Annotated in this window: 17 protein-coding genes and 1 pseudogene; 8 read left to right on the top strand and 10 right to left on the bottom strand. The window is 68.7% G+C overall.

Annotated elements, in window-relative coordinates; genetic code table 11:
- Positions 1 to 7: 7 nt before the first annotated feature.
- Positions 8 to 487, bottom strand: a complete 480-nt coding sequence (locus ACTWNK_RS09685; RefSeq protein ID WP_474303536.1) for a hypothetical protein — start codon at positions 485 to 487, stop codon at positions 8 to 10.
- Positions 488 to 515: 28 nt separating this feature from the next.
- A complete protein-coding gene (locus tag ACTWNK_RS09680) occupies positions 516 to 1,049 on the bottom strand; it encodes an RNA polymerase sigma factor (RefSeq protein WP_474303535.1) in 534 nt (177 codons plus the stop codon).
- A 112-nt stretch (positions 1,050 to 1,161) separates the two neighbouring features.
- Here ACTWNK_RS09680 and ACTWNK_RS09675 point away from each other — a divergent pair, with 112 nt between their 5' ends.
- Positions 1,162 to 1,737, top strand: coding sequence for an NIPSNAP family protein (locus ACTWNK_RS09675; RefSeq protein ID WP_474303534.1), 576 nt, complete (start codon positions 1,162 to 1,164; stop codon positions 1,735 to 1,737).
- Positions 1,738 to 1,779: 42 nt separating this feature from the next.
- On the opposite strand, the gene icmF is transcribed toward ACTWNK_RS09675, so the two are convergent.
- The 4 genes and pseudogenes from icmF to ACTWNK_RS09655 all read right to left on the bottom strand — a co-directional run bounded on the left by icmF (position 1,780) and on the right by ACTWNK_RS09655 (position 9,533).
- Positions 1,780 to 4,998, bottom strand: a complete 3,219-nt coding sequence (icmF, locus tag ACTWNK_RS09670) for a fused isobutyryl-CoA mutase/GTPase IcmF (RefSeq protein ID WP_474303533.1) — start codon at positions 4,996 to 4,998, stop codon at positions 1,780 to 1,782.
- A 1,298-nt stretch (positions 4,999 to 6,296) separates the two neighbouring features.
- Positions 6,297 to 6,524, bottom strand: a complete 228-nt coding sequence (locus ACTWNK_RS09665) for a hypothetical protein (protein WP_474311156.1) — start codon at positions 6,522 to 6,524, stop codon at positions 6,297 to 6,299.
- 1,075 nt (positions 6,525 to 7,599) lie between these two features.
- A pseudogene (locus ACTWNK_RS09660) lies at positions 7,600 to 7,983 on the bottom strand (CHAP domain-containing protein); the annotation flags it as partial.
- A gap of 779 nt (positions 7,984 to 8,762) precedes the next feature.
- Positions 8,763 to 9,533 carry a PP2C family protein-serine/threonine phosphatase gene (locus ACTWNK_RS09655; RefSeq protein ID WP_474303532.1) on the bottom strand — a complete coding sequence of 257 codons (771 nt, stop codon included), beginning with the start codon at positions 9,531 to 9,533 and terminating at the stop codon, positions 8,763 to 8,765.
- Between the two features lie 76 nt (positions 9,534 to 9,609).
- Between ACTWNK_RS09655 and ACTWNK_RS09650 the strand changes: the two genes are divergently transcribed.
- Together ACTWNK_RS09650 and ACTWNK_RS09645 are read left to right on the top strand one after the other, a co-directional pair.
- Complete coding sequence (locus ACTWNK_RS09650; protein ID WP_474303531.1) at positions 9,610 to 12,300, top strand: N-6 DNA methylase; 2,691 nt, start codon at positions 9,610 to 9,612, stop codon at positions 12,298 to 12,300.
- A 275-nt stretch (positions 12,301 to 12,575) separates the two neighbouring features.
- A complete protein-coding gene (locus tag ACTWNK_RS09645; protein ID WP_474303530.1) occupies positions 12,576 to 13,493 on the top strand; it encodes a serine/threonine-protein kinase in 918 nt (305 codons plus the stop codon).
- A 470-nt stretch (positions 13,494 to 13,963) separates the two neighbouring features.
- Here the strand turns inward: ACTWNK_RS09645 and ACTWNK_RS09640 are convergent, their stop codons facing one another.
- Entirely contained in the window at positions 13,964 to 15,295 is a 1,332-nt protein-coding gene (locus ACTWNK_RS09640) for a GH1 family beta-glucosidase (RefSeq protein WP_474303529.1), read from the bottom strand.
- A 476-nt stretch (positions 15,296 to 15,771) separates the two neighbouring features.
- Between ACTWNK_RS09640 and ACTWNK_RS09635 the strand changes: the two genes are divergently transcribed.
- The 5 genes from ACTWNK_RS09635 to ACTWNK_RS09615 all read left to right on the top strand — a co-directional run bounded on the left by ACTWNK_RS09635 (position 15,772) and on the right by ACTWNK_RS09615 (position 20,900).
- Positions 15,772 to 17,121, top strand: coding sequence for an ABC transporter substrate-binding protein (locus tag ACTWNK_RS09635; protein ID WP_474303528.1), 1,350 nt, complete (start codon positions 15,772 to 15,774; stop codon positions 17,119 to 17,121).
- 62 nt (positions 17,122 to 17,183) lie between these two features.
- Positions 17,184 to 18,170: a carbohydrate ABC transporter permease gene (locus ACTWNK_RS09630; RefSeq protein WP_474303527.1), complete on the top strand. Its 987-nt coding sequence runs from the start codon at positions 17,184 to 17,186 to the stop codon at positions 18,168 to 18,170.
- Complete coding sequence (locus ACTWNK_RS09625) at positions 18,167 to 19,081, top strand: carbohydrate ABC transporter permease (RefSeq protein WP_474303526.1); 915 nt, start codon at positions 18,167 to 18,169, stop codon at positions 19,079 to 19,081. Before ACTWNK_RS09630 ends, ACTWNK_RS09625 begins: the two co-directional genes overlap by 4 nt.
- Positions 19,078 to 20,073, top strand: a complete 996-nt coding sequence (locus tag ACTWNK_RS09620) for a LacI family DNA-binding transcriptional regulator (RefSeq protein WP_474303525.1) — start codon at positions 19,078 to 19,080, stop codon at positions 20,071 to 20,073. Before ACTWNK_RS09625 ends, ACTWNK_RS09620 begins: the two co-directional genes overlap by 4 nt.
- A gap of 98 nt (positions 20,074 to 20,171) precedes the next feature.
- Positions 20,172 to 20,900 (top strand): hypothetical protein, encoded by a 729-nt coding sequence (locus tag ACTWNK_RS09615; protein ID WP_474303524.1) that lies wholly within the window; start codon positions 20,172 to 20,174, stop codon positions 20,898 to 20,900.
- Here the strand turns inward: ACTWNK_RS09615 and ACTWNK_RS09610 are convergent.
- From ACTWNK_RS09610 to ACTWNK_RS09600, 3 genes are all read right to left on the bottom strand, one after another.
- Positions 20,846 to 22,918 (bottom strand): NACHT domain-containing protein, encoded by a 2,073-nt coding sequence (locus ACTWNK_RS09610; protein WP_474303523.1) that lies wholly within the window; start codon positions 22,916 to 22,918, stop codon positions 20,846 to 20,848. The two genes, ACTWNK_RS09615 and ACTWNK_RS09610, sit on opposite strands and share 55 nt — an antisense overlap.
- On the bottom strand, positions 22,915 to 23,703 hold the full coding sequence (locus tag ACTWNK_RS09605) for a class 1 isoprenoid biosynthesis enzyme (RefSeq protein WP_474303522.1): 789 nt from the start codon (positions 23,701 to 23,703) through the stop codon (positions 22,915 to 22,917). Before ACTWNK_RS09605 ends, ACTWNK_RS09610 begins: the two co-directional genes overlap by 4 nt.
- Positions 23,704 to 23,978: 275 nt before the next feature.
- Positions 23,979 to 25,517: a glycoside hydrolase family 13 protein gene (locus ACTWNK_RS09600; protein WP_474303521.1), complete on the bottom strand. Its 1,539-nt coding sequence runs from the start codon at positions 25,515 to 25,517 to the stop codon at positions 23,979 to 23,981.
- Positions 25,518 to 25,522 lie beyond the last annotated feature (5 nt).

Here is a 25,522-nt window from a genome sequence, read left to right as displayed (position 1 = left end):
CAGTATGTCATGACCGCGAACGCCCTTCCGGCGAGGCGCCGAGGATGCTCCTGCGCCGCAGCAGCGCCGAGCGAGCGCGCCGGGCCCGGTGCAGGAGGACGACGGCCGAGGTCAGCAGCGCGAGGCTCAGGCCCACGCCCGCCACGGCCGTCCAGCCAGGCCGGGTGAGGGCGATCGCCGTCGTGGCCGCCGTCGTGGACGTGGTGGCGACGACCGCGATCCACCCGGCGAGCACCCGGTCGAAGGCGTACAGCGGTGTGCGCCTGGCCAGCGTCCAAGCCGCGTAGGACGCCCAGGTCAGGCAGAGCAGGGTCAAGGCGGCGAACGCCAGATGCGTCCGGATGGGCAGGGCGGGCTCGGTGGTCCACAGCACGGCGGTGACGAGGGCCCCGGCCAGACCGGAGCACAGGGTCACGACCAGGACCACTCGGCGGCCAACGGACAGTCCGGGCGACAGCTTGGCGATCAGGTCGTCCACTTCGGTCATCGTCCTTCACCCTCCTCGTGCGCTTCGGTCATCGCCCGCACTCCTCGTGCGCTTCGGTCTCGGTCATCCGGTCGCGCAGGAGGCGGCGGGCGCGGGCCAGCCGGGACTTGACCGTCCCTTCGGGCACGCCGCAGACCTCGGCGCAGTCGGCGACCGACAGGTCCTCCAGGTAGAACAGCACCAGCACCTCCCGCTCACGCACCGGCAGCGCCGACAGGTCGTCCAGCAGGTCGAGCCGATCCAGTACGGCAGGCGCCGCCGGCTCGTCGGTCAGCTCCGTCTCGCGCCTGGCGTACTCCGCCCTGAGCCGATCGGCCACCGCCCTGCGCACGATCGTGAACAGCCAGGGCGCGAACCTGGCCGGGTCCCTGAGCCGCGGCAGGCTCCGCAGTACGGCGAGCCAGACCTCCTGGGTCACGTCGTCGGCTGCGTCGGGGCCGATCATCCGGCGGACGTAGGTCCGTACGGGCTCGTGCCATCGCCGTACCAGCTCGGCGAACGCCGCCCGTTCGCCGAGCAGGCATCGCACCACCAGCAGTTCGTCCGGCCGTTCGTCACCCATGACCGACCGCCCCTTCCGTCACCAGCACAGTCGGTCCTCATGCCCTTCAGGTTCACGGAAGGGGCGCGTTCACTGACAGGAGGTGTCAGTGGGGCGTGCCTAGCCTGCTCGGGTGATTGTCGAACTACGCCGCTACACGTTGCATCCCGGACGCAGGGACGAGCTGATCGAGCTGTTCACGCGTGAGCTGGTCCGGCCGCAGGAGGAAGCGGGCATGCGCGTGCTCGGGCGCTTCCACGACCTGGACCGTCCCGATCTGTTCGTCTGGTTGCGCGCTTTCCCCGACATGGAGGCGAGGAGGCGCTCGCTGACGGAGTTCTACGGCGGGCCGGTGTGGAAGACGCATCGGGACGCCGCGAATGCCACCATGATCGACTCCGACGACGTCTTCCTGCTCAGGCCGGTGCCGGGCACGCCGCCGCTGCCGCTCGGGGCCGCCGAGTGGACGGTCGTGATCCACCGGCCCGCCGATCCCGCGGCGCTGACGCGCGAGCTGGGCACGGCCGAGGGATCGGTGGCCCTGTTGGAGAGCGAGCACGCGGCCAACACCTTCCCCGCCCTGCCCGTGCGCGAGGGCGAGCACGTGGTGATCGGCTTCACCGGGGAACAGGGGCCCCCGGTGCCTGCCGTACCTGCCGCGCTGTTGCTTGAGCCGCCCGAGGTGCTGAGGCTGCGGGCGGCTCCGTGAGGGGCGGACGACGTGCTGAGGCTGCGCGGCGGCTCCGTGGGGTCAGACGTTGCGTCGGTATTGGCCTCCGGCCTCGAAGAGGGCGTCGGTGATCTGGCCGAGTGAGCAGACCCTGGCCACGTCCATCAGGACCTCGAAGGCGTTGTCCGACGACATCGCGACCTCGCGCATCCGGCGCAGCGCCTCGCCCGACTCCTCGCGGTGCCTGGCCTGGAACTCCTCCAGGCGGCGCAGCTGGGCCTGCTTCTCCTCCTCGGTGCCCCGGGCCAGCTCCAGCGGGCCGTGCGCGACCTCGCCCTTGGGGTTCCTGAACGTGTTGACGCCGATGATCGGCAGCGAGCCGTCGTGCTTGCGCGTCTCGTACAGCATCGACTCGTCCTGGATCTTGCCGCGCTGGTAGCCGGTCTCCATGGCGCCGAGCACACCGCCCCGGTCCGACAGGCGTTCGAACTCGCGCAGCACCGCCTCCTCGACCAGGTCGGTCAGCTCGTCGATGACGAACGCGCCCTGCAGCGGGTTCTCGTTGCGGGCCAGGCCCCACTCCCTGTTGATGATCAGCTGGATCGCCATCGCCCGGCGTACGGAGTCGGCCGAAGGGGTGGTGACGGCCTCGTCGAAGGCGTTGGTGTGCAGGCTGTTGCAGTTGTCGTAGATGGCGATGAGCGCCTGCAGGGTGGTCCGGATGTCGTTGAAGTCCATCTCCTGGGCGTGCAGGGATCGGCCCGACGTCTGGATGTGGTACTTCAGCTTCTGCGCCCGCTCGGCCGCGCCGTACCTGTCGCGCATGGCCACCGCCCAGATGCGGCGGGCGACGCGTCCGAGCACGGTGTACTCGGGGTCCATGCCGTTGGAGAAGAAGAACGACAGGTTCGGCGCGAAGTCGTCGATCTTCATCCCTCTGGCGAGGTAGGCCTCGACGTAGGTGAAGCCGTTGGCCAGGGTGAAGGCCAGCTGGCTGATGGGATTGGCCCCGGCCTCGGCGATGTGGTAGCCCGAGATGGACACCGAGTAGAAGTTGCGCACGCCGTTGCGGATGAACCATTCCTGGATGTCGGCCATCATGCGCAACGAGAACTCCGTGGAGAACAGGCAGGTGTTCTGCCCTTGGTCCTCCTTGAGAATGTCGGCCTGCACGGTGCCGCGCACGGTGGCCAGCGTACGCGCGCGCAGCTCGGCCGCCTCCTGCCCGTCGGGCTCGCGGCCGTGCTCGGACCTGAAGCGGTCGAGCGCCTGGTCGACCGCCGTGTTCAGGAAGAAGGCCAGGATGGTGGGCGCGGGGCCGTTGATGGTCATCGAGACGGAGGTGTTCGGCGCCGCCAGGTCGAAGCCGTCGTAGAGCGCCTTCATGTCGTCGAGTGTCGCGACCGACACCCCGGACGTGCCGACCTTGCCGTAGATGTCGGGCCGCAGCGCCGGGTCGTTGCCGTACAACGTCACCGAGTCGAACGCCGTCGACAGGCGCGTGGCCGGCTGGCCCTCCGACAGCAGCTTGAAGCGCCTGTTCGTGCGGAAGGGGTCGCCCTCTCCGGCGAACATCCTGGTCGGGTCCTCGTCGTCACGCTTGAACGGGAACACGCCCGCCGTGAACGGGAAGCGGCCGGGCAGGTTCTCGGCGCGCAGGAAACGCAGCAGCTCACCCTCGTCGGCGTACCTCGGCAGCGCCACCCTGGGGATACGGCTGCCGGACAACGTCTCGCGCCACAGCGGGGTGCGCAGCTCCTTGTCGCGTACCTTGACCACGAGCTCCTCGGCCGAGTACGCCTCGCGCAGGGCGGGCCAGGCGGCCAGCAGCTCACGGTTCGGCTCGCTCAGCTCGCGCTCGGCCTCCCCCAGCAGCCGCGTGACCTCGCCGCTCTCCTCGGGCGCCGCCCCCCTGCTCTCCTGCAGCAGGCCCTGTACGGCGGTCAGCTGCTGCCTGCGCCTGGCGATCTCGACCTGCGCCTCGGTCTCGGCGTGGTAGCCGCGCACGGTGTCGGCGATCTCGGCGAGATAGCGCACCCGTCCCGCGGGCACGATCGCGGCGGCGGCCTCGGAGGTACGGCTGGACACCCTGCCCAGGAGGCCGGAACCCGCCTGCATGCCCTTGTCGACCAGCAGGTCGCGCAGGTGGTGGTACAGCGAGGTGACACCCTGGTCGTTGTAGCGCGAGGCGATCGTGCCGAACACCGGCATCTGGTCCGGCGCGACGCCGAAGGCCGCCCGGTTGCGCACCAGCTGTCGGCGTACGTCGCGCAACGCGTCCTCGGCGCCCCTGCGCTCGTACTTGTTGATCACCACGGCTTCGGCGAAGTCGAGCATGTCGATCTTCTCCAGCTGCGAGGCCGCGCCGAACTCCGGCGTCATCACGTAGATCGGCACATCCACGTGCGGCACGATCGCGGCGTCGCCCTGGCCGATGCCCGGCGTCTCGACGATCACCAGGTCGTGCCCCGCCGCCTTGCAGGCCAGGATCACGTCGGTCAGCGCCGTGGGCAGCTCGGGCGCGCCCCTGGTGGCCAGCGAGCGGAAGTACGTCGGCGCGCCGAGGCTGTTCATCCTGATCCGGTCGCCGAGCAGCGCGCCGCCGCCCCTGCGTCTCGTCGGGTCGATGGCGATGATCGCGATACGCAGCTTGTCGTCGTTGTCGACCCGCAGCCTGCGTACCAGCTCGTCGGTCAGCGACGACTTGCCCGACCCGCCGGTGCCGGTGATGCCCAGCACCGGGGCGTCACGACCGGCCGCCCGCAGGCCTTCCAGCAGCCTCTGGGAGGCGCGGCCGGACTCGATCAGGGTGATCGCCCTGGACAGCGCCGTCTGGTCGCCGGACACGACCGCCTCGACCGACGGCTCGTCCTCCAGCAGGACGTCGCACTCCTTGATCAACTCATTGATCATGCCCGGCAGGCCGAGCCGCTGCCCGTCCTCGGGCGAGAAGATCCGCGTCACGCCATGCGCGTGCAGCCTGGCGATCTCGTCGGCGACGATGACGCCGCCGCCTCCGCCGTACACCTTGATGTGCCCCGCCCCGCGCTCACGCAGCAGGTCGACCAGGTAGCTGAAATACTCGACATGCCCGCCCTGGTAGGAGCTGATCGCGACGCCTTGCACGTCCTCCTGGATGGCGGCGGTCACGACCTCGTCGACCGATCGGTTGTGGCCCAGATGGATGACCTCGGCGCCCTGCGTCTGAAGGATGCGCCGCATGATGTTGATCGCCGCGTCGTGCCCGTCAAACAGCGCAGCCGCCGTCACAAACCGCGTGGGATGTACCGGAACATGCACGCCCGTCCACTCCTTCGTCAGGTGCCTCCCTTTGAAGATACTAGGACGTCCTAGTAATTCCTATGCGCGGGGAGAGTTGGGGGCGGGGTGGGGAGGGGGCGGCTGGTTGGGGGGTGTGTGAGGTGGGACACATGGGGCGGGGGTCGGGATGGGCTGAGGTCGGGGTGGGCTGAGGTCGGGGTGGGCGTTGCTTGGCTTGGTGGGTGGGGTGGCCGCCTGGGGATGGCAGCTGTTTGGGAACAGCGGGCGGGCCTGGGGGCCAGCGGGTTGGGGTTAAGGGCTTGAGGCCGAGGGGTGCGGCTGAGGCCGAGGGGTGAGGGGGTGAGGGCTTGGGGTTTGGAGCTGAAGGCTTTGGACGTGAAGGCGTAGGGGCTGGAGGCCGGGTAGGCGCCAGTTGGGTACCTGGCGGTTTTGTTGCGGACGGCCAGCCCACCTTCCTGCGGACAAGGCGACCCTCGTTGCGCACTAGCGGCCACTTAGAGAGCGGTACGGCCTATCGGGGCGTACATCGCTGCCAGGAATTGACCAGGAACTACCAGGACTGCCCTTGCCGCAGGCTAACCAGACCACGCCGAAGCGGCAGTCGAGTACCAGTCCCTTGCCAGAAAGCCTCCGACTACACAACGCGCCTCTACCGCACGCGCCAAGCATTCACACATCACACACCAAAGGCCCGACATGGAGCACTTTGAGCTACCCACAACAACACCCGCGCCCCCAGGCCAATCCACCCCACCCCCCAGCGTCGTACACACAACACCCACCCCGATGCCCTTCAAGAAGGCCCCACCTACACGCCTCCAACCATCTATCCACCTCTCGCAACCCCGTGGCCTACACCTACCCGTGCACACCTACCTGCGCCTTGACGGCTAACAGCCAAGCCCCGCACCCCCTCCCGCCGCCCTCACGCCCTCACGCCCTCACGCCCTCACGCCCTCACGCCCTCACGCCCTCACGCCCTCACGCCCTCACGCCCTCACGCCCTCACGCCCTCACGCCCTCACGCCCTCACGCCCTCACGCCCTCACGCCCTCACGCCCTCACGCCCTCACGCCCTCACGCCGACCAGGCTCACCCACCACACCGACATCACCAACCTCATTGGCCCCAAAACACTCACGATTCCCAGTGCTCCCAACTACATGAGCCGGGCTTCACCTCGCCCTGTGCCTCACCCGCACAGCATTGGGCACCCAACCGCCACCACTGAGAGCGCCCACCTCATCCAGTTGGACGCTCGCACTCGTCCTCGCCCCTCAGCACTACTCAGACCCCACGCCCACCCCCTACTTCCTCTACTTGCTCCCGCCGCTCGTACGGCCGAAGCCGCACCGGCCGCCGCGCACCAGCACCACCAGCACCACCAGCACCACCAGCACCACCAGCACCACCAGCACCACCAGCACCACCAGCACCACCAGCACCACCAGCACCACCAGCACCACCAGCACCACCAGCACCACCAGCACCGGGGAGTCTCGCCGCTTCCTCCACGCCAGCCGTACCTTCTCCACCAGCGGCAACCCCTGGATCGGACAAACGCCCGGCGCCCACCGAGTTAGCCGATTCGCTCGGCTTCGGCCCCTCGCTCAAGCACACTGTCCCGCCTGTCCATGCCGCACTGCTCGACTTCATCGCACTGCTTGGTCTTGCCGCAGCACCGCCCAGCCTCGTGGCTTTGCTTGACCGCACGACGACACCCCGCCCGACACCAGCCCCCAACAGGGCCTCATCGCCCTCCCCGACCTCGCCCCCTACCTCAGCCGGACGCGCCGAGTCGGCGTCGCGAGATCCCCCAGCGCCATGCCCACCCAGAACACGCGCTGCCCCAACCCCACCAGCCGAGCGCACGACACTCCCCAAAGACGCCGCACCAGCCAAGCCCGAGAGACCACGCGGCGAGCCAATCGCCCCCGACGAGCTGCCCGCCGCATCCCGCGAACCCGACTCACCGCTCGACCTCACCCCAGCACCCTGACCGTCCCCACCAGCACCAGCCTCCGAAGAACCCGCCGAACCACCCGCGTCCTTCAACCCGATCGCCCCCACAACCCAGCCCTCAGAAGCCACACCAGCTCCCCGACGACCAGCCACACTCGGCCGTCCGGAAGCGTGAGCCCGACCCGCCATGCTCAACGGCCGAGCCCGGACCGCTCCCCTGAGGTCCTCGAAGCTCTCGAAGCCCTCGAAGTTGTCGTAGTCGCCAAAGTCATCGAGATCGCTGGAAGTACGGGCAATCCACCACGCGCGCAGAGCAGCCCATGGCCGTCGAACACCCAGCCCCACCACGCCCTGAAGCTCGTACCCCTCTCGCGTCCTCCGAGCCCGCCCAGCCCATCGGAACGCGACCACGACGATCGCCGCCACCACCCCGACAAGCACGACCTGCGACGTACCGAAGTAGTCGAAAGCCGAGCCTTCCCGCACCACCTTCACGGTAGGCAGGGAAAGCTGCAATGCGGCTTGCGGCTCCCCTAGTGGACGTACCTCAAGGAGGCTGCCGCCCTCCTTCACCTTTCGGGGCAGGCCGTACCCGACGATCTTCTCGTTGTCGCGGGTCTTGCGCTTCAGCCAGACCTTGTCGACGTTCGCCTCGATGGTGTGGATACGGGAGCCGTCGACACGTTCCACGATGCCGACATGGTCGATGCCCTTGTAGCTCTTGCCGCCCGACCAGTCGAAGAAGACCAAGGCGCCAGGCTCGGGCGTGTCCGACCAGGCGCCCCGCTTGATGAACCACGCGGCGTGGGACGGCGTCCAGGCGAACTGCCCCACGTACTGCTCGATCCCGGCGCGGTCCGCCGCCCAGGCGATGAACATGTCGCACCACGGCGCGTTCTTGTACTGCGGATCGTCGACGTGCTTGGCGTACCAGGTGCCGAACTTCGTAACCTGTCCGGCCTTCTCGCGATAACCGAGCTCAGGGCGGACGACCTTCAGCAGATCCTCAGCGAGCGGGTCCAGGACGACTCCTTCGCACATAACCAGCGGATAACGCAGGACTGTAATCGCGCCGCCCCCACCCTCCGTCACAAATCCGGAAAGTGTCTAACTATGAGGCGAAATACCCGAAGTGGTACGAATGAGACTCATGTGACTCCTGGGATGACACAATCGATCACCCTCTCAAGATGACGCCCAACCCACCCGCCGACAAGCCCCAGCAGCCCAATCCACCCCAATAGGCATCACATCGCCATTCACCGCCATCAGCAGGCACATCGCAGCTCTCACCAGTCCAGCGATTCCCCCACAACCCGACACCTCCACGCCGAGGCTCAAGGCTCCAGGACTTCAACCCACAGAGCGGGAAACGAGCGCAACACACGCTTCAGCCCGCAGCCAGGCGACCATTCAATTCATTCTCGACCCAACACTTCACACATCCAGCCGCCAACACAAATCGCACGCCTCTCAACGGACACGATCAGCCGACACATGGCGAATACGCACAACGCAACACCAGAACGACGTCACAGGCCGCCTCCCGCCAACCCGAGGCCCGCGCACGCCGCCCATACGCCCAGGTCAACGACCGAAGCGTCTCCCAGCCGGAAGGAGTCAAGCAATAACTCATGCTATTTCTGGAACGGCAAATACAATCGCAACGACCGAGCGCCGCCTCCACCTTCGAGTACGGCGCAGCACTGTTCGCGAAACCCAGACCAAGCTCACCAAAACAGGGTCGCCGAAACTCTGCACTCAATTCCCAAATCGCGACACAGTAGGCATTCTCACAAGAACCAAGCCGCCAGCAGCGGTCAAGCGCAAGCCCCCACCGTGAACACGGCCACCCCGCCCTCACCCGGCGGCACGACCTCGGCCACGATGCAGGTCACATTGTCCGGCGACCCGCCCTGATTGGCCAGGTCGATCAGCTTGGCCACAGCCTCGTCGAGATCCTCGACATGCGTCAGCACGTCGAACAGCGCCTCAGGGCCCACCACACCGGTCAGCCCATCCGAACACAGCAAATACCGGTCGCCCAGCTCGGCGTCGCGCAGCGAAATGTCGGGGTCGACCTTGCCGTCACTGCCCAGCACGCGCAAGACCCAGGAACGGCGTGGATGCACGGCCGCCTGGTCTTCGGTGATGCGCCCCTCGTCGACCATGGACTGCACCAGAGTGTGGTCCTTGGTTATCTGGTAAAGCGATCCATCCCGCAGCAGATAGGCCCGCGAATCCCCCAAATGCGCCAACGCGAAGCGGTACCCATCCCACAACATCGCCGTCACCGTCGTGCCCATGCCGCGGCGCGACGGATCATCCTCAGCCAGCCTCGCCAAACCCCGGCCGGCATCGCGCACAGCAGCCTCCAGGGCGGATTCCAGATCGACATCCGTCGCCGGGAGGTTGTCATCCAGCTCGCGGAGTGCTGCGATAGCAGCGGCACTCGCCAGCTCCCCCGCCGCGTGCCCGCCCATGCCGTCGGCGACGGCTAGCAGGCGAGCACTCGCATAGCCGGAGTCCTCGTTCTGCTCCCTGCGGAGGCCGACGTCGGAGCCGGCGGCGTAGCGGATACTGTGCTTCATGCACTGAAGTAAATCATTGGTTGAAACACTTCACAAGCAGATGCGCTGAAGAGTGTTGTGAACTAACCTCGTCAGCATGACCCACGACGCGACCGTTAACTTGGGCGACATCGCCCGGCTGGCCGGCGTCGGGCGCGCAGCTGTGAGCAACTGGCGCCGCCGCCATGATGACTTCCCACGCCCGATCGGCGGAACCGCAGCTCAACCCCACTTTTCCCTCTCCCAGATCGAGTCCTGGCTCCGCCTGCACGGCAAGTCCTACGAGCTCTCGTTGGCCGATCACGCCTGGCAACGCCTCCGCGCCGCAGGCGACCTCCATCTGGGCGCCCTGGTCGCCGAAGCCGGCATTCTCCTCACCGGCGGCCACGGCCCCCTCCCCTTGGACGACGACGCCGCCCATCCCGATCCATCCGACATGTCGCCCTTGCCCGACCAATCCACCGCCCTCGATGCCCCCAGCGCCCGGCCGTACTCCTCTTCTCCTGAGGCCTCTGAACTTCAAGCCACGCCGGAAGCCCCTCACGCGTCCTCGGGTGTAGAGGGCTCGGCCGAGGAACGCTCCGCCGAGCCCGACTCAACGCCCTTGCGGCCAATCGATCATCCTCAGATCGACGACATGTCGAGCCGGGACAGCTTCGATGAATCCGTCCCGGCTCACGGGATCACCGGGGCGGGCAAGGGCGATCCAGACGACTCTGCGACGCATGATGGCGCGTCCCGCGAAGCGCGATCGCCCGAAGCTCAGCCCCTGGATGAGCAGAGGACCAACCGCACGGCCAAGCGAAGGCAGACGACCTCTCCCGGCGAGACGGGCGACTCTCAAGAGGTACGGGACGACGAGCAGGCGCTCGACGCCTCGCTTCGTACGCTTCTGCAGGAGATGGCCGCCGAGCAGGGGCCGCTGGACGCGTTCGAGTACCTCGTCGAGCGATACCTTGACGCTCATTCCCGGCAGCTCGACGTCACCAGGACCGATATCGCCGAGCTCATGGTCCGCTTGGCCCTGCCCGAGGGTGGCAGCCTCTTCGATCCGGCCTGCGGTGTCGGAACGCTACTTCTGGCCGCCCAGAATGCTCAAGCCCCACTGCCGGTACGCGTACTTGGGCAGGATCTTGGGGCGACATCTGCCGACATCGCCGGTGCCCGGCTCAGGCTGAGGGGGGTTGATGCCGAGATCGCCATGGGCAACTCGCTCACCGCAGACGCCTTTCCCGACGAGCGTGCCGACGCTGTGGTGTGCCATCCGCCGTTCAACGAGCGCGCCTGGGGTTACGAGGAGCTGACCGGTGATCCCCGGTGGGAGCATGGCCTGCCGCCTCGGGGGGAGTCGGAGCTCGCTTGGGTACAGCACTGCCTTGCGCGAGTACGGCCTGGCGGGGTTGTCGCCATTCTGCTGCCGCCCGGCGCGGCGAGTCGGCGGCCTGGGCGTCGCATTCGGGCCAATCTGCTGCGTACCGGCTCGCTTCGGGCACTGATTTCGCTGGGTGGCCTCGACCTGTGGTTGCTGCGTCGGCCCAAGGCCGGGGAGCGTCCGCCTTCCGATCTTCTGGTTATGGACGCTATCGAGGATTTGTCGGCTGTCGAACCTGCCTGGCGTACCCATCTTCGGCTTCCGCCGCGGGACGCCGAGCTGGTGGTGGCGGCGCGTTCTCAGGGTGTTGATCCGGGGAGGGAGGCTCGTCAGGGCGGCGGTGTCGTTCTTGCCGAAGGGCAGCATGGCTCGGCGTTGGATACGCGGGCGTTGGCTCCGTCTGCTCCTCGCGACAGGGCGACTGAAGGCAGCTCAGGCGAGGATGACGTCGAGGGGGCAGGAGAGTCGACCGGTCCGGCAAATCGTGATGTGTCCGCCTCTGACAGTGCACGCCGCGAAAGGCATGAGGGGCCCGAGAGCGGCGACAGCGTCGAACGGCGCAGAGGCTCTGAGGGTGGCGAGCGTCGCGGGGGTCCCGAGCTCCTCGAAGGGCAGTCCGCGACTGAAGGTCGACGCGAACGTGATGGGCTGGCGACGATCGCCGGTGTCGAGGTCCCGGCGACGGCTGGCGCCAAGACGGGGGGCGCGGTGGCCCACACCATTCGCATCATCGATCTTCTGGATGATGACGTGGATCTCAGTCCAGCCAGGCATCTCCCCCGAGGGGGTGCTGATCTCGGGAAGGCGTTCAGTACGGCCAGGGCTCGCTTCCTGGCCGCGACCGCCAGCGCCCCCGATCTGAAGGTGCTTGCCGTACCTCTGGATCATCCGGTGACGACGATCGGCGATCTGGCCAAGGCTGGGCTGGTCAGCATTCTTCAGGCTCCGGCTCGGATGGTGTCCGGCGTGGGGGATGTTCCTGTGTTGCTGGCGGATGATTTGCCCACTGCCGCGTCGCCCAGTGGGCGGGCTGAGGCTGAGGCGGGGCTGGTACCCGTGCTGGCGGGGGATGTGGTGGCGAGCTACGCCACCGCTCGTGTGGTTGCGGCGGCGGGGGCGGTGTTGGGGCCGCAGCTGACGTTGTACCGCGTGGATCGGGAGAGGCTGGATCCGTACTTCTTGGCTGGGTTTCTGCGGTCGGCGGGTGGGCGTGCCGCGCAGGGGTCCAGTCGGGTCGATGCTCGGCGTACGCGTCTGCCGTTGTTGCCGTTGGTCGACCAGCAGGAGTATGGGCGGGCATTTCGGGATCTGGTCGCCCTTGAGGACTCGCTGAGGGAGACGGCCGAGCTGGGCGAGACGTTGGTACGGCTTGGCTTTGATGGGCTGGCTGATGGTCGGTTGCATCCGAGTGGGTAGGCGGATGGGCTGCGTCCGGATAGTCCGAATAGGTGGGCGGATGGGTTACCCCCAGGCGGGGGTGGCGGGTTGAGGGCGGGTAGCGGGTTGGGGAGTGGGCGGGTGGTGGGTGATGGTGGGCTGGGTTGGATCTTGGGGGGTTGGGGCTGTCGGGGGGCGGGCCTGGCGTTCTGGGTGTGGGCTGTAGGTGGGTGGAGTGAGAGCGGGTGGTGTTGATGGATGGGGGTTTGCGGGAAGGTGTAGCTTTTTGGCGGAACGCTCTGGGGAGGGGGCCAATGGTCATCGGCGACCGGTATGAGCTCGACGATCTCCCGTTGGGGCAGGGCGGTATGGGCGCTGTGTACGGCGGACGTGATCGGCGGCTGGGGCGGCGGGTCGCGGTGAAGCTGCTGCATCTGCGTGGGTTGGGGTGGCACAGCCAGCCGGAGCCTGACGAGGAGTTGGAGCGACGGTTCACCAGGGAGGCTCGGATTCTGGCCCGGCTTGAGCATCCGGGGGCGCCTGTTCTGTATGACTTCGGTACGCATGAGGCTCGGCTTTACCAGGTGATGCAGTTCATCGAAGGGGTGACGGTCGCCGATCTGGTCAGTGAGCATGGGCCGTTGCCTGTGGCCTGGGCTGCGGCGATCGCGGCGCAGGCGGCTGCGGTGTTGTCGGCGGCGCATACCTTGTCGATCTGTCATCGCGATCTCAAGCCGACCAACCTCATGCTGTGCCGAGACGGCAGTGTGAAGGTGCTCGATTTCGGGCTGGCGATGTTGCGTGAAGGGGATGTGAGCCAGCAGTTCACCAGGGTGGGACAGATTCTCGGGACTCCGGCGTACATGGCACCTGAGCAGATTCAGCGAGGGGTTGCCGATCCTCGGAGTGATCTCTACGCGCTCGGGTGTGTGGTGCACGAGATGTTGACCGGGCGGCAGTTGTTCACCGGGCCGACCGAGTATGTGGTGTTCGAGAAGCAGGTCAAGGAGCGACCGCCGGTGGTGCCTGGGGTGCCTGCGGCGTTCGCGAGGCTGCTGGCCGATCTGCTGGAGAAGCTGCCTGAGGATCGGCCTGCGGATGCCGATGAGGTGTATGAGCGGTTGCAGCCGTTCGCGGTTGACCTGCCGATGTTGCCGGGGTTTTTGACGCCGGCGTCGGTGTCGAGCCCGGGGCGCATGTACTCCCGCGTTGTCGGGCGATTGCACGGGTAGCGGTGGCACGAGGGTGGGCCTGGTGAGTGGCGGTTGTGGTTGGCGGTTGGATTTCGGCGGAGGCCGGCCGGTTGGTTCGGGTGCCCATCGGAGGCTCGGCGGGTGGCCGATTCGCGGATTGTGCGTGGTAGTCGCCTGGCGGTGGTCGATAGGCGGACGAGCGGTGACTCGATAGCCGGGCAGCTGACGGTCGATGGTTGGCGGCTGCCGGTTGACGGCGGTAGTCGGCAGTCGGCAGTCGGCAGTGATCGATAGTAGGTCGGTGATGGTGGTTCGGAGGGTTGGTGGTTGTGGAGGGCGGATCGTGATCGCCAGTGGACGCAGGCTGTTGAGGGGGGCGGGGTGGTTGGTAGGGGCAGGCTTTTGAGGGGTGGTGTTGATCTTTGGGTGTACTGGGAGCGGGTGTGCTAGGTGGGCTGGGAAGGGTTCGGGGAGCGCTCTCCGAAAGTGGGGTGAGGGTCTGGGTTGGGTTATAGGCCATTTCTTGCGATTACTCCCGCGTACCAGGTGGCGCTTTGTTTGGGGGTTCTGGTTTGGGTTTGGTAGTTGGTGTGGATTAGGCCGAAGCGTTTTTGGTAGCCCCAGGACCATTCGAAGTTGTCCATCAGGGACCACACCAGGTAGCCGCGGAGGGGTGCTCCGGACTGGATGGCGTGGTGGGCGGCTTGGATGTGGGAGTTGAGGTAGGCGATTCGGGCGGTGTCGGGGATGTGGCCGTCGGTCGGGGTGTCTTCGTAGGCGGCGCCGTTTTCCATGATCATCAGAGGGGTGCCCGGGTAGTCGCGGGAGAGGCGGAGAAGGAGGTCGGTGAGGCCGGTGGGGTCCACGGTCCAGCCCATGGCGGTGACGGGGCCGGGTGAGGCGGCGTGGGCCACGCCTTCGCTGCCGGGGAAGACGGAGGCGGCGGGGGCTCCGGCCTGCCGGAAGACGGTCGACGGCTGGTAGTAGTTGACGCCCAGGAGGTCGATGGGGGCGGAGATGACCGACAGGTCGGTGTCGTGGACGAAGGACCAGTCGGTGATGGCGGCGGTCGCCTGGATGATGTCGGCGGGGTAGGCGCCGCGGAGCACAGGGTCGAGGAAGAGGCGGTTGTGGAGGCCGTCGATGAGGCGGACGGCGGGGGCGTCGGGGCCGCGCACAGGGGTGAGGTTGAGGGTGAGGCCCAGGTCGCGGGCGCCGGATTCGCGCAGGGCGCGGGTGGCCAGGCCATGGGCCAGGAGCAGGTGGTGCACGGCGGTGAGCGCGGCGGCGGGGTCGGTGCGGCCGGGGGCGTGGATTCCGGCGGCGTAGCCGAGGAAGGCCGAGCACCAGGGCTCGTTCAGCGTGGTCCAGGTGTCGACGCGGTCGCCGAGACGGGCATGGGTGAGAACGGCGTAGTCGGCGAAACGCCGGGCGGTCTCGCGTGTGGTCCAGCCTCCGGCGGATTCCAGTTCCTGGGGCAGGTCCCAGTGGTAGAGGGTGATGATCGGCTTGATGTCGCGGGCCAGCAGGGCGTCGACGAGGCGGTCGTAGAAGTCGAGGCCGCGCTGGTTGGCTGGGCCGCTGCCGCCGGGCTGCACGCGGGGCCATGACACCGAGAAGCGGTAGGCGCCCAGGCCCAGCTCGGCCATGAGTGCGACGTCGTCGGCGTAACGGTGGTAGTGGTCGCAGGCGATGTCGCCGGTGTCGCCGTTGACCACCTTGCCGGGCGTACGGGAGAAGGTGTCCCAGATGGAGGGGCCGCGTCCGTCTTCGGCTGCCGCCCCCTCGATCTGGTACGCGGCCGTCGCGGCACCCCACAGAAAGCCTTCAGGGAAGCGCATCGAGTCCGCAGGGGGCTCCAAGCCACTCTCAGGGCTCCCCCACTCGCCCTCGAAACGCTCCCGCGCACCCTCAGGACGCCCCTGCTCACCCTCGGAACTCCCGCGTTTCCCCTCGGGACGTCCTCCCGATACGCCCTCCGCGAGGGTCACTCCTTCAGCATCGCGCGACACCTGATCACCCCCGGAACTCCCGCGTTCCCCCTCGGGACGTCCTCCCGATACGCCCTCCGCGAGGGTCACTCCTTCAGCATCGCGCGACACCTGATCCCCCACCTCACCAGCCATCCCCACCACCCCACCCCTTCCCTACCCAGAGAGCGCTCTCCGACCTCTCAACCATGACAACCCCACCCCACCTACACAAGAGCCACAGAGAACCCAGAACGCGCTGTAACCGTGACATCACAGTTATTGACATCGTTATCGAGGAGAACAAAGCTCTGAGAGCGCTCTCCCCACCTAACGGAGGAAGAACCATGTCCCCTCTCTTCCGAGTTCTGGCCGGTACCGCCCTGGTCCTGGCCGTCGGCGGTTGTGGCAGCGACGGAACCCCAGGCGCAGCAGGAACCCAAGGCGCAGGCGGCACCCCCACCCAGGCCTCCCCCGAGTGCGCCCCCTACGCCGCGTACGGCAGGCACGACGGCAAGAAGGTCACCGTGTACTCCCCGATCAGGGACGTCGAGGCCGACCTCTTCCAGCAGGCGTGGAAGCCGTTCGAGAAGTGCACCGGCATCAAGATCTCCTACGAGGGGACGGGAGAGTTCGAGGCGCAGATCCAGGTGCGAGTCGACGGGGGCACGCCGCCGGACCTGGCCTTCTTCCCCCAGCCGGGCCTCCTGGCACGCTACGCGAGCGCGGGCAAGCTCAAGGTAGCCCCGCCCGAGGTCAAGGCGCTGGCCGACGAGGGCTGGTCGAAGGACTGGGTGAACTACACCATGCTGAACGGCTCCTTCTACGGCGCCCCGCTCGGCGCGAGCGTGAAGTCATTCGTGTGGTACTCGCCCAGGATGTTCCAGGAGAAGGGCTGGAGCATCCCCACGACGTGGGCCGAGCTCATGCAGCTCACCGACACCATCGCCGCCACGGGGACCAAGCCCTGGTGCGCCGGGATCGAGTCGGGCGAGGCCACCGGCTGGCCCGCGACCGACTGGATCGAGGACGTGGTGCTGCGTGACCTCGGCCCCGAAGGCTATGACCAGTGGGTCGCGCACACGACCCCGTTCAACGACCCGAAGGTCGTCGCCGCCGTCGACAAGGTCGGCGCGATCCTCAAGAACGACAAGTACGTCAACGGCGGCTACGGCCCGGTCAGGTCCATCGCGACGACCGCCTTCCAGGAGGGCGGCGTGCCGATCACGACCGGCAAGTGCGCCCTGCACCGCCAGGCCTCCTTCTATGCCAACTTCTGGCCGGAGGGCACCAAGGTCGCCCAGGACGGCGACGTGTTCGCCTTCTACCTGCCGGGCAACGACGCCACCGCCAAGCCGGTGCTCGGCGCGGGCGAGTTCGTCGCCGCGTTCGCCGACCGGCCCGAGGTCGTCGCCCTGCAGCGCTACCTCGCCACCGCCGACTTCGCCAACACGCGGATGAAGCTGAGCACGTATGTCAGCGCCAACAAGGGCGTCGACCTGGCCAACGCGCAGAACCCGATCGACAGGCTCTCGATGGAGATGTTGCGCGACCCGGCCACCGTGTTCCGCTTCGACGGCTCCGACCTCATGCCCGCCGCGGTCGGCGCCGGAACGTTCTGGAAGGGCATGACCGACTGGATCAACGGCAAGGACACCAAGACCGTGCTCGACTACATCGAGACCTCCTGGAAGTAGCACGTCGGGCGCCGTCCCCCGCCGACGCGGGTGGCGGCGCCTCCTGAACGGGAGGAAAGGCGATGGATCTCGACTTCGACCTCGCCGCCGAGCAACCCAAGCTCCTGCAACTGCTGCTCGGCGTGCTCGCGTTCCTCGCGGTCGTCGGCCTGGTGATGCTGGCGCTCGACCGGGCGCCGACGCGTGGCCGAGGCAGGCTGCACGCCGTGATCCTGCTGGCCCCGGCGCTGACACTGCTGCTGATCGGCCTGGTGGTGCCCGCCGTACGGACGACGGTGTTGTCGTTCATGAGCGGGGACGGGAGGGTGTTCGTCGGGCTGGACAACTACGCGTGGATGTTCGGCCAGCCGGAGGCGCTGGTCGTGCTGCGCAACACGCTCATCTGGGTGCTGCTGGTGCCGGTGCTGGTGACCTCGATCGGGCTGCTGTACGCGGTGCTGGTGGATCGCACCAGGTTCGAGGCGCTGGCCAAGTCGCTGGTGTTCCTGCCGATGGCGATCTCGTTCGTGGGCGCGGGCATCATCTGGAAGTTCGTCTACGCCTACCGGCCGCAGGAGGAGGCGCAGATCGGGCTGCTGAACCAGATCGTCGTCGCACTCGGCGGGCAGCCGCAGCAGTGGCTGCTGGAGGAGCCGGTCAACACGCTGTTCCTGGTCGTGGTCATGGTGTGGATCCAGGCCGGTTTCGCCACCGTGGTGCTCTCGGCGGCGATCAAGGGCATCGCCTCCGACATCGTGGAGGCGGCCAGGCTGGACGGCGCCGGGCCCGCGCAGATGTTCTTCCGCGTCACGCTGCCCGCGATCCGTCCCGCGGTGGTCGTCGTGCTCGTCACCCAGTCGATCGCCACCCTCAAGCTGTTCGACATCGTACGGACGATGACCGGCGGCCAGTTCGACACCAGCGTCATCGCCAACGAGATGTACAACCAGGCCTTCCGCTACGGCGAGAGCGGCCGGGGCGCCGCGCTGGCGGTGTTCCTGTTCGTCCTGGTCACGCCGATCATCGTCTACCAGGTCAGATCGCTTCGCAGGCGTAGGGAGATCGCATGACGACCTCGGCGGCCAGGGTGCGCGGGAGGCTGAGCGGCAGGGTCGCGAGCCTGGTCGCGGTCGTCATCGCACTGGTGTGGACGGCTCCGACGTTCGGCCTGCTGCTGTCGTCGTTCCGGCCCGAGGACGCCATCAAGTCGACCGGCTGGTGGACGTTCTTCGGCGATCCGGTGCTGACGCTGGACAACTACCGTGAGGTGCTGTTCAGTACGTCGACGTCGTCGGGGCAGCTGGCCAGCTTCCTCATCAACTCGATCGTCATCACCGTGCCCTCGGTGCTGCTGCCGCTGGCGATGGCCGCGTTCGCCGCATACGCGCTGGCCTGGATCCCGTTCAGGGGGCGCGACTGGATCTACATCGGGGTGTTCGCCCTGCAGGTGGTGCCGTTGCAGATGGCGCTGGTGCCGTTGCTCTCGCTGTTCTCCTCGGGCGTCGAGGTCTTCGGGCTGCAGGTGCTGCCCGCGCTCAACCTCGAAGGCACCGGCCGTTTCGCCCAGGTATGGCTGGCGCACACGGCCTTCGCCCTGCCGCTCGGCATCTTCCTGCTGCACAACTTCATGTCCGAACTGCCGCGCGAACTGCTGGAGGCGGCCAGGGCCGACGGGGCAGGCCATGCCACGATCATCCGCAGGATCGTCCTGCCGCTGGTCGCGCCCGCCCTGGCCACGTTCGCGATCTTCCAGTTCCTCTGGGTGTGGAACGACCTGCTGGTCGGCCTGATCTTCGCGGGCGGCACCGCCGAAAGCGCCCCCATGACCGTACGGCTGGCGCAGATGGCGGGGACGAAGGGCAACGAGTGGCAGCGACTCACGTCGGGCGCGTTCGTCTCTGTCATCATTCCTCTCGTGGTCTTCCTCTCGATGCAGCGCTACTTCGTCCGGGGCCTGCTGGCCGGCTCGGTGAAGGGATGAGACGACCGACGTTGGAGGCGGTCGCGGCCAGGGCGGGCGTGTCCCGCGCCACGGTCTCGCGCGTCGTCAACGGCCAGACCACGGTCGCCCCCTCGATCCGCGACGTCGTCCTGCGTGCCGTCGACGAGCTCGGCTACGTGCCCAACAGCGCCGCCCGCAGTCTGGTCACCCAGCGCACCGACTCCATAGCCTTGGTCGTCTCCGAGCCGCCGACCAGGGTGTTCTCCGAGGATCCACTGTTCTCCACCGTGATCAGAAGTGCCAGTGCCGAGCTGGAGGCCGCCGACAAGCAGGTCGTGCTCATGCTCGCGGGCAGCGCCAGGTCGCATGCCAGGGTCGAGCGCTACATCGCCTCCGGCCATGTCGACGGCGTCATGCTCATCTCCATGCACGGCGCCGACCCGCTGCCGTCGGCCGTGACCAGGCTGCGGGTGCCCGCCGTCTCCTACGGCAGGCCCGCCGTGCCGGTCGACCTGCCGTATGTCGACAACGACAACATCGGCGGCGCCGAGTCCGCCGTGCGGCACCTGGTGCGTACCGGCCGCAGGCGCATCGCCACCATCGCGGGCCCGCAGGACATGATCGGCGGCCAGGACCGCATGACCGGGTACCGCAATGTGCTGCGCGACTCCGACCGGCGCTCGATCGTCGCGGTCGGCGACTTCACCCGGGAGTCGGGCGCCACCGCCATGCGGCAGCTGCTGGGTGACGATCCCGCGCTCGACGCGGTGTTCGTGGCCAACGACCTGATGGCCGTCGGCGCGCTGCAGGCGTTACGCCAGGCGGGGCGGCGGGTGCCCGACGACGTGGCCGTGGTCGGGTTCGACGACATCGAGGCGGCCAAGTACACCGAACCGCCGCTCACCACGGTCAGGCACCCGGTCGTCGAACAGGCCGCCGCCATGGTCAGCCTGCTCCTCGGCCTGTTCGAAGGCGGCCCCACCGATCCGATCATCCTGCCGACGGAGCTCATCGTCCGCGAATCCGCGTGAAGCCCGGCGCCCTGAACCATCCCCCAGGGGTCAGAGCCGCCCCGCCCCCGCAGGCGTACAGTCGAGAAGTGTGAGGACACGCGACGGGAGGTCATGGCGTGAAGGCGCAGCCCTGCGACTCCGAATTCGTCAGGCCTGACCTGCCGGTCCCCCTCCCGCCCGCGACCGGTTCGGGCGAGCTGCTCAGACGGGCCCTGGTCGGCCTGCGTGAGCCGGACTTCGCCCGGGCCCATGCCCTCACCGCCGCCCTGACCGTGCTCACGATGGGCCTGGCGCTGGCCGGGATGTGGGTGTCGAGGGCGTATGTCCTGGTGGCCGTGCCGCTCGGCTGCTACCTGGTGGCCAGGACCGTGGTGCTGATGGCGGCCGAGCGGCGGCAGCGCGACTTCGAGCCGCTCTGGCTCGACGTGCAGAGCGAGGTGCTGCGCCGCCGCCCGTTCGAGGTGCTCAGGCTGACCGTCGAGGGCCCGTACGGCAGGTCGGCCAGGCCCGGCGCCCGCCGTACCTATGACCTGGGCCGGGCCGAGGACGTGCGGGAGCTGGTGCGCAGGCGCAGGGCCGAGGCGGAGGCGGGGGTGTGGTCGCGGGCGACGCTCGGGTTCGCGCACTGGGCGGGCGGTGGCGGGCGGCAGGCGCTGGCCGAGGTGAGCAGGGAGCTGGGCGAGCTGGTGATCGAGCCTGGCCGCGAGCAGGCGGGAGCCGCGTGGACGCGCTTCCCCCAGGCCCGCTACCGGGGCAGGCCCACGGCGGGCGGGCGGCCTGCCCGGCGGACCTATTGGGAGTTGTCGGGCCCGGTGGTGGTCGCGGCGCCAGGCTCGACGAGATGATGCCGTAGCAGGGCATGGGTGAACTCGTAGTAGCCGTTGAACTGCCTGAGCACGCCTCGCGAGCGCGCCTCCCGCAGGAACGCCATCAGCCGCAGCGGCGTCGACCCGCGCAGGGCCAGCCATACCCGCGTGGTGAGGAACCTGCCCCACGCGCTGGAGCCGTGCGTCATCAGACCGAGCCCGGCCCCGGCCAGGATGAGCCCGCCGAGCGCCCCCAGCAGGGTGTGCTGCACCTGGGTGAGCCCGGTGACGAAGGCCAGGTCGTCCAGCTCGGGTGAACGATGGCCGGCCCTGAGCGCCGATCCCAGGTAGGCCCCGGTGAGCGCCCCCGACACACTGCCCAGCGCCCAGGCGTAGAGCACGGCGGCACGGTCGCCGCTGAGCAGCGTGTCGGACGTGACGGCCTTCATCGGGTCGCTCGGCTCGCTGAAGTACCTGGCCATCGCATACGTCACGCCCATGAGGGCGCCGCCCACCACCACGTAGGACAGCTCCTCGTACAGGGCCAGCACGATCAGCGCGCAGGCCGCGGCGCCCGTGAGGCCGAAGCCCGCGGCCCTGAGCAGGGCGCGGCCCGAGAGCGACCTGCCGGTCCACAGGCTGGGCCTGGCCCGGCGCGGGTCCTCCTGCGGGATGAGCTCGACGACGAACGCCCCGGCCACCCCCACGCCGAGCCCGATGGCCAGGCCGATGCCCGGCTGTCCGGAGATGACGTAGAAGAAGCCTCCGGCCAGTACGGCGCAGACCGGGCCCGCGATGCCGACGGCGACGGCGAGGAACACCGCGCGCGGCACGGCCGTGTGCAGCTTCCACCAGGCCAGCCTGCCCTCGTTCGCCTCGGCCTGGGCGGCGAGGAAGGTCAGATGGCGCCTGACCCGCTCGCCGTCCTTCCACCGCTTGGACCCGAGGAAGGCGCGATCGGCGAACGTGTTGAGCAGATGCCGTTCGATCCGGTCGGCGGCGCCGGGCCCTTCGGCGCCCAGCAGGTCGGCGGGAGGCGCCTGGCCGGGCGCGACGGCGAGCGAGAGCATGAACGGCGTCCGCAGGGCCTGGGCCAGTGCGCCTTCGGGATGGGCGGTCAGCTCGGCCACGACCGGCGCCAGCCTGCCGCCGTGCCCGTCGTCCGGCTCGTAGGCACGCAGGTACGCGCACACCTCGTCGGCGTCGAGCGGCTGCAGTTCGACGACGACGGCGTGGTGCAGCACGTGTGCGGCGTTGGCCCGGCCGAAGTGGCCGCTCCGGCTGGTGAGGACGAACGAGCGCCCGGCCAGGTCCTCCTCGATCCGGGCCAGGGCCGCCCTCGGGTCCCGCATGTGGTCGAGGCCGTCGAGGACCGGCAGCACGTGCATGGCGACCAGGCGTTCGGCCACCGCCCGGCCCCTGGCGGCGTCGGTCGCCGTGGGGTAGGCGCGCAGGAGTTCGTCGGCCATCCAGTCGACGACGGGCCTGGCCGGATCCCAGTCGGCGAGCTGGAAGTGCACGGGCACCGCGCTCCTCGGCCCGTCGGCGGCCAGGGCGACGGTGAGCAGCACGCAGGTCGCCGTCTTGCCCGCGCCCTGCTCGCCGATCACCACCAGGCGGGTCAGGTCGCCGCCGGTGGCGTGGCGGGTGAATCCGGCGATGAGCTCACCGAGCCCGCCTCCGTCGGGCAGCGCCCTGGCCAGCGGGCTGTTGCGGTCGGAGCCCTTGGCATGCCGCCAGCGGACGTCGGCGCGCCTGGCGAGGTACAGCCCTCTCTGCTTCTCCTCGCCTCGCCACTCGTCGCCGACGGTCGCGGCCAGGTCGGCCGCCTTGTCGGCCGCGCGCTCCTCCACCGGCCGCTCGGCGCCGCCCTCGCCCTTGAACAGCGAGTACGCGAACGTGACGATCGGCACCAGGACCGAGCCGACGCCCACCCACAGGGTGACGGCGTCGTCCCCGCTGCCGGTCAGGCCGCTCCACGCCGCGGCGACGGTGGCGACCGCGATGGCGGCCAGCACGATGAGCAGGATCAGGGGCAGGAGCTTGGCGCGGTTCATCGCCACCTCGTGGTCGGGGATGCGGCGGGCGGCAGTGCGCCGTCGCCACGGGTGAGCAGGGTCAGGACCGGCGAGCGCACCCCGCTGGCCAGGACCCGCCTGGCCAGCGAGCCCAGCAACGGCAGCCGCCTGCCGACGACGGCCTTGACGAGCAGGAAGTAGACCATGCCGAAGTACTGACGACTGGTCCTTCGTCCGTATCTGGCCACGATCGGGCCGCGCAACGCCCGCAGCGCGGCTCCCACGTCGGCCACGCCGATCACACCGAGCGTGGCCAGGGTGGTGACGCCGCCGAGGCGGTCCTCCTCGACGTCCATGTAGTCGTCGAGCATCTGGAAGGCCTCGCCCAGCTCCATGAGCAGCGCGCGTTCCCGCTCGTCCATCCGCGGGTTGACCAGGCCGCACAGGGTGGCGTTCGCCATCGCGCCCTTGCCTCGGGTGATCTTCGCGAGCGCGTCGCCCGGCAGTACGGCGTCGCGCTGCTGACGCGACAGGCACTGGTAGTCGTGCAGGGCGGCGAGCGAGGCGTAGACGGGGTCGTCGCCGGACAGCCCGGCCCTGACCTCGATCTCCAGGCAGAGCTCGATCAGCAGGCGTTCGAGTTCGCCCTCGAAGGAGGCGGGGTCGGGGCCCGGGCGGTCGTCGAGCAGGGGAGTGCCGGTGCCGTCGAAGAGGTCGTCGTAGAGCCTGGTGACCGCACCCGCGAGTGCGGCCACCTCGACCTGGCACGGCCTGCCCGCCATCCAGGCATAACTCAGAATCGCGTAACCGATTTTCCCACTCATCGCGCGAAGGGCGGCGAGCACGGCCGGGCGTCTTTTCCCGTCACTGATGACCCTGACCACGACGGGAGCCACCACGCGATCGAATGCAACACCCAGCTCAGCCCAGGTGACCTGCGCGAACACCCCGGCCGAAGGAAGCCCGACGGCAAATCTCGCACAGCGCGCCAAAACCAGGAAGTCGCCGAAGCACGGCCCCATTCACACTCCCGTATGCCGCTGTCAAGCGCAGCCATGAGCTTGTCATATGGCCATGGGAGGGTAAAGGGAAAATGTCGTCATTCTGCCGTGCGCAGCCACACAGCCGTGTCGGGCGGCAGCAACCCATCGGGCATCGGCCCTCCGGCCAGCAGGACCTCCTCGTGCGCCGGAGGCCGGACGGCTTCGGCGCCCAGGTTCACCACGCAGGTCAGCCCTCCGGCCCGGCTGAAGGCCAGCACGTCGTCCGTGCCGAGGTCGAGCCAGGTCAGCTCCCCGTCGAACAGCGGCGTGCGCCGCAACCGCAGCCCCTCGCGATACAGCGACAGCATCGAACCCGGGTCCGCGCGCTGCGCCTCGACCGACAGGGGCGCCCAGGAGTCCGGCTGCGGCAGCCAGGTGTGCTCGCCGCCGAACCCGTAGGGAGGCGCCTGGCCGGACCAGGGCAGCGGCACCCTGCATCCGTCGCGTCCTGGCACGGTGAAGCCGGAGCGCCGCCACATCGGGTCCTGGCGCAGCTCGCCCGGGATGTCGTCGACCTCGGGCAGGCCGAGCTCCTCGCCCTGGTAGACGTAGAGGCTGCCGGGAAGCGCCATCGCCAGCAGCGCCGCCGCCCTGGCCCGGCGCGTGCCGAGTGCCAGGTCGCTCGGGACGCCGTCGCGTCTGTCGCCGTGGTCGAAACCGGTGTCGGCCCTGCCGTACCTGGTGACGGGGCGGGGGACGTCGTGGTTGGACAGCACCCAGGTGGCGGGGGCGCCGATGGGGGCGTGGGTGGCCAGGGTGCGGGTGATCGAGGCGCGCAGGGCGGCGGGCTCCCAGGGGCAGGCCAGGAAGTCGAAGTTGAACGCGGTGTGCATCTCGTCCGGGCGCAGATAGCGGGCGAACCGCTCCTGGTCGGCCAGCCAGACCTCGCCGATGAGGATGCGGCCTGGCCCGTAGGAGTCGGCGATCGCACGCCAGTCCCGGTAGATGTCGTGCACGCCGTCGAGGTCGTCGTGCAGGCCGCGGTCGAAGTCCTTGACGCACATCGCGGCCGAGTCGACGCGGATGCCGTCCACTCCCCTGTCGAACCAGAACCTGAGCACGTCGTGGAACTCGGCGACGACGTCGGGATGGGTCCAGTTGAAGTCGGGCTGCTCGGGGGCGAACAGATGCAGGTACCACTGGCCGTCGCCCACCTGGGTCCAGGCGGGGCCGCCGAAGATCGAGGTCCATTCGCCCGGCTCGTCGGCGAACCAGAACCTGGCGCGTTCCGGCGAGCCGGGCCCCGCGGCCAGCGCCTTGACGAACCACTCCTGTGCGGTCGAGCCGTGGTTGGGCACCACGTCGACGATGGTGCGGATGCCGAGCGCGTGCGCCTCCTCGATGAACTTCTCCGCCTCGGCGAGCGTCCCGAACACCGGCTCGATGCCCCGGTAGTCGGCCACGTCGTAGCCGCCGTCGGCCATCGGCGATGGATACCAGGGATTGAGCCACACGGCGTCGACCCCCAACTCCGCCAGGTACGGCAGGCGGGCCCGCAGGCCGGCCAGGTCGCCGACGCCGTCGCCGTTGCCGTCGGCGAAGCTGCGCAGGTACACCTGGTAGATCGCGGCTCCCCGCCACCACGTGTCAGACATATGTG

The sequence above is a fragment of the Nonomuraea sp. IBHARD001 genome, from assembly GCF_056106265.1.
Note: the sequence above shows the minus strand (reverse complement) of the source record. Positions and strands in the feature narration are given on the sequence as shown.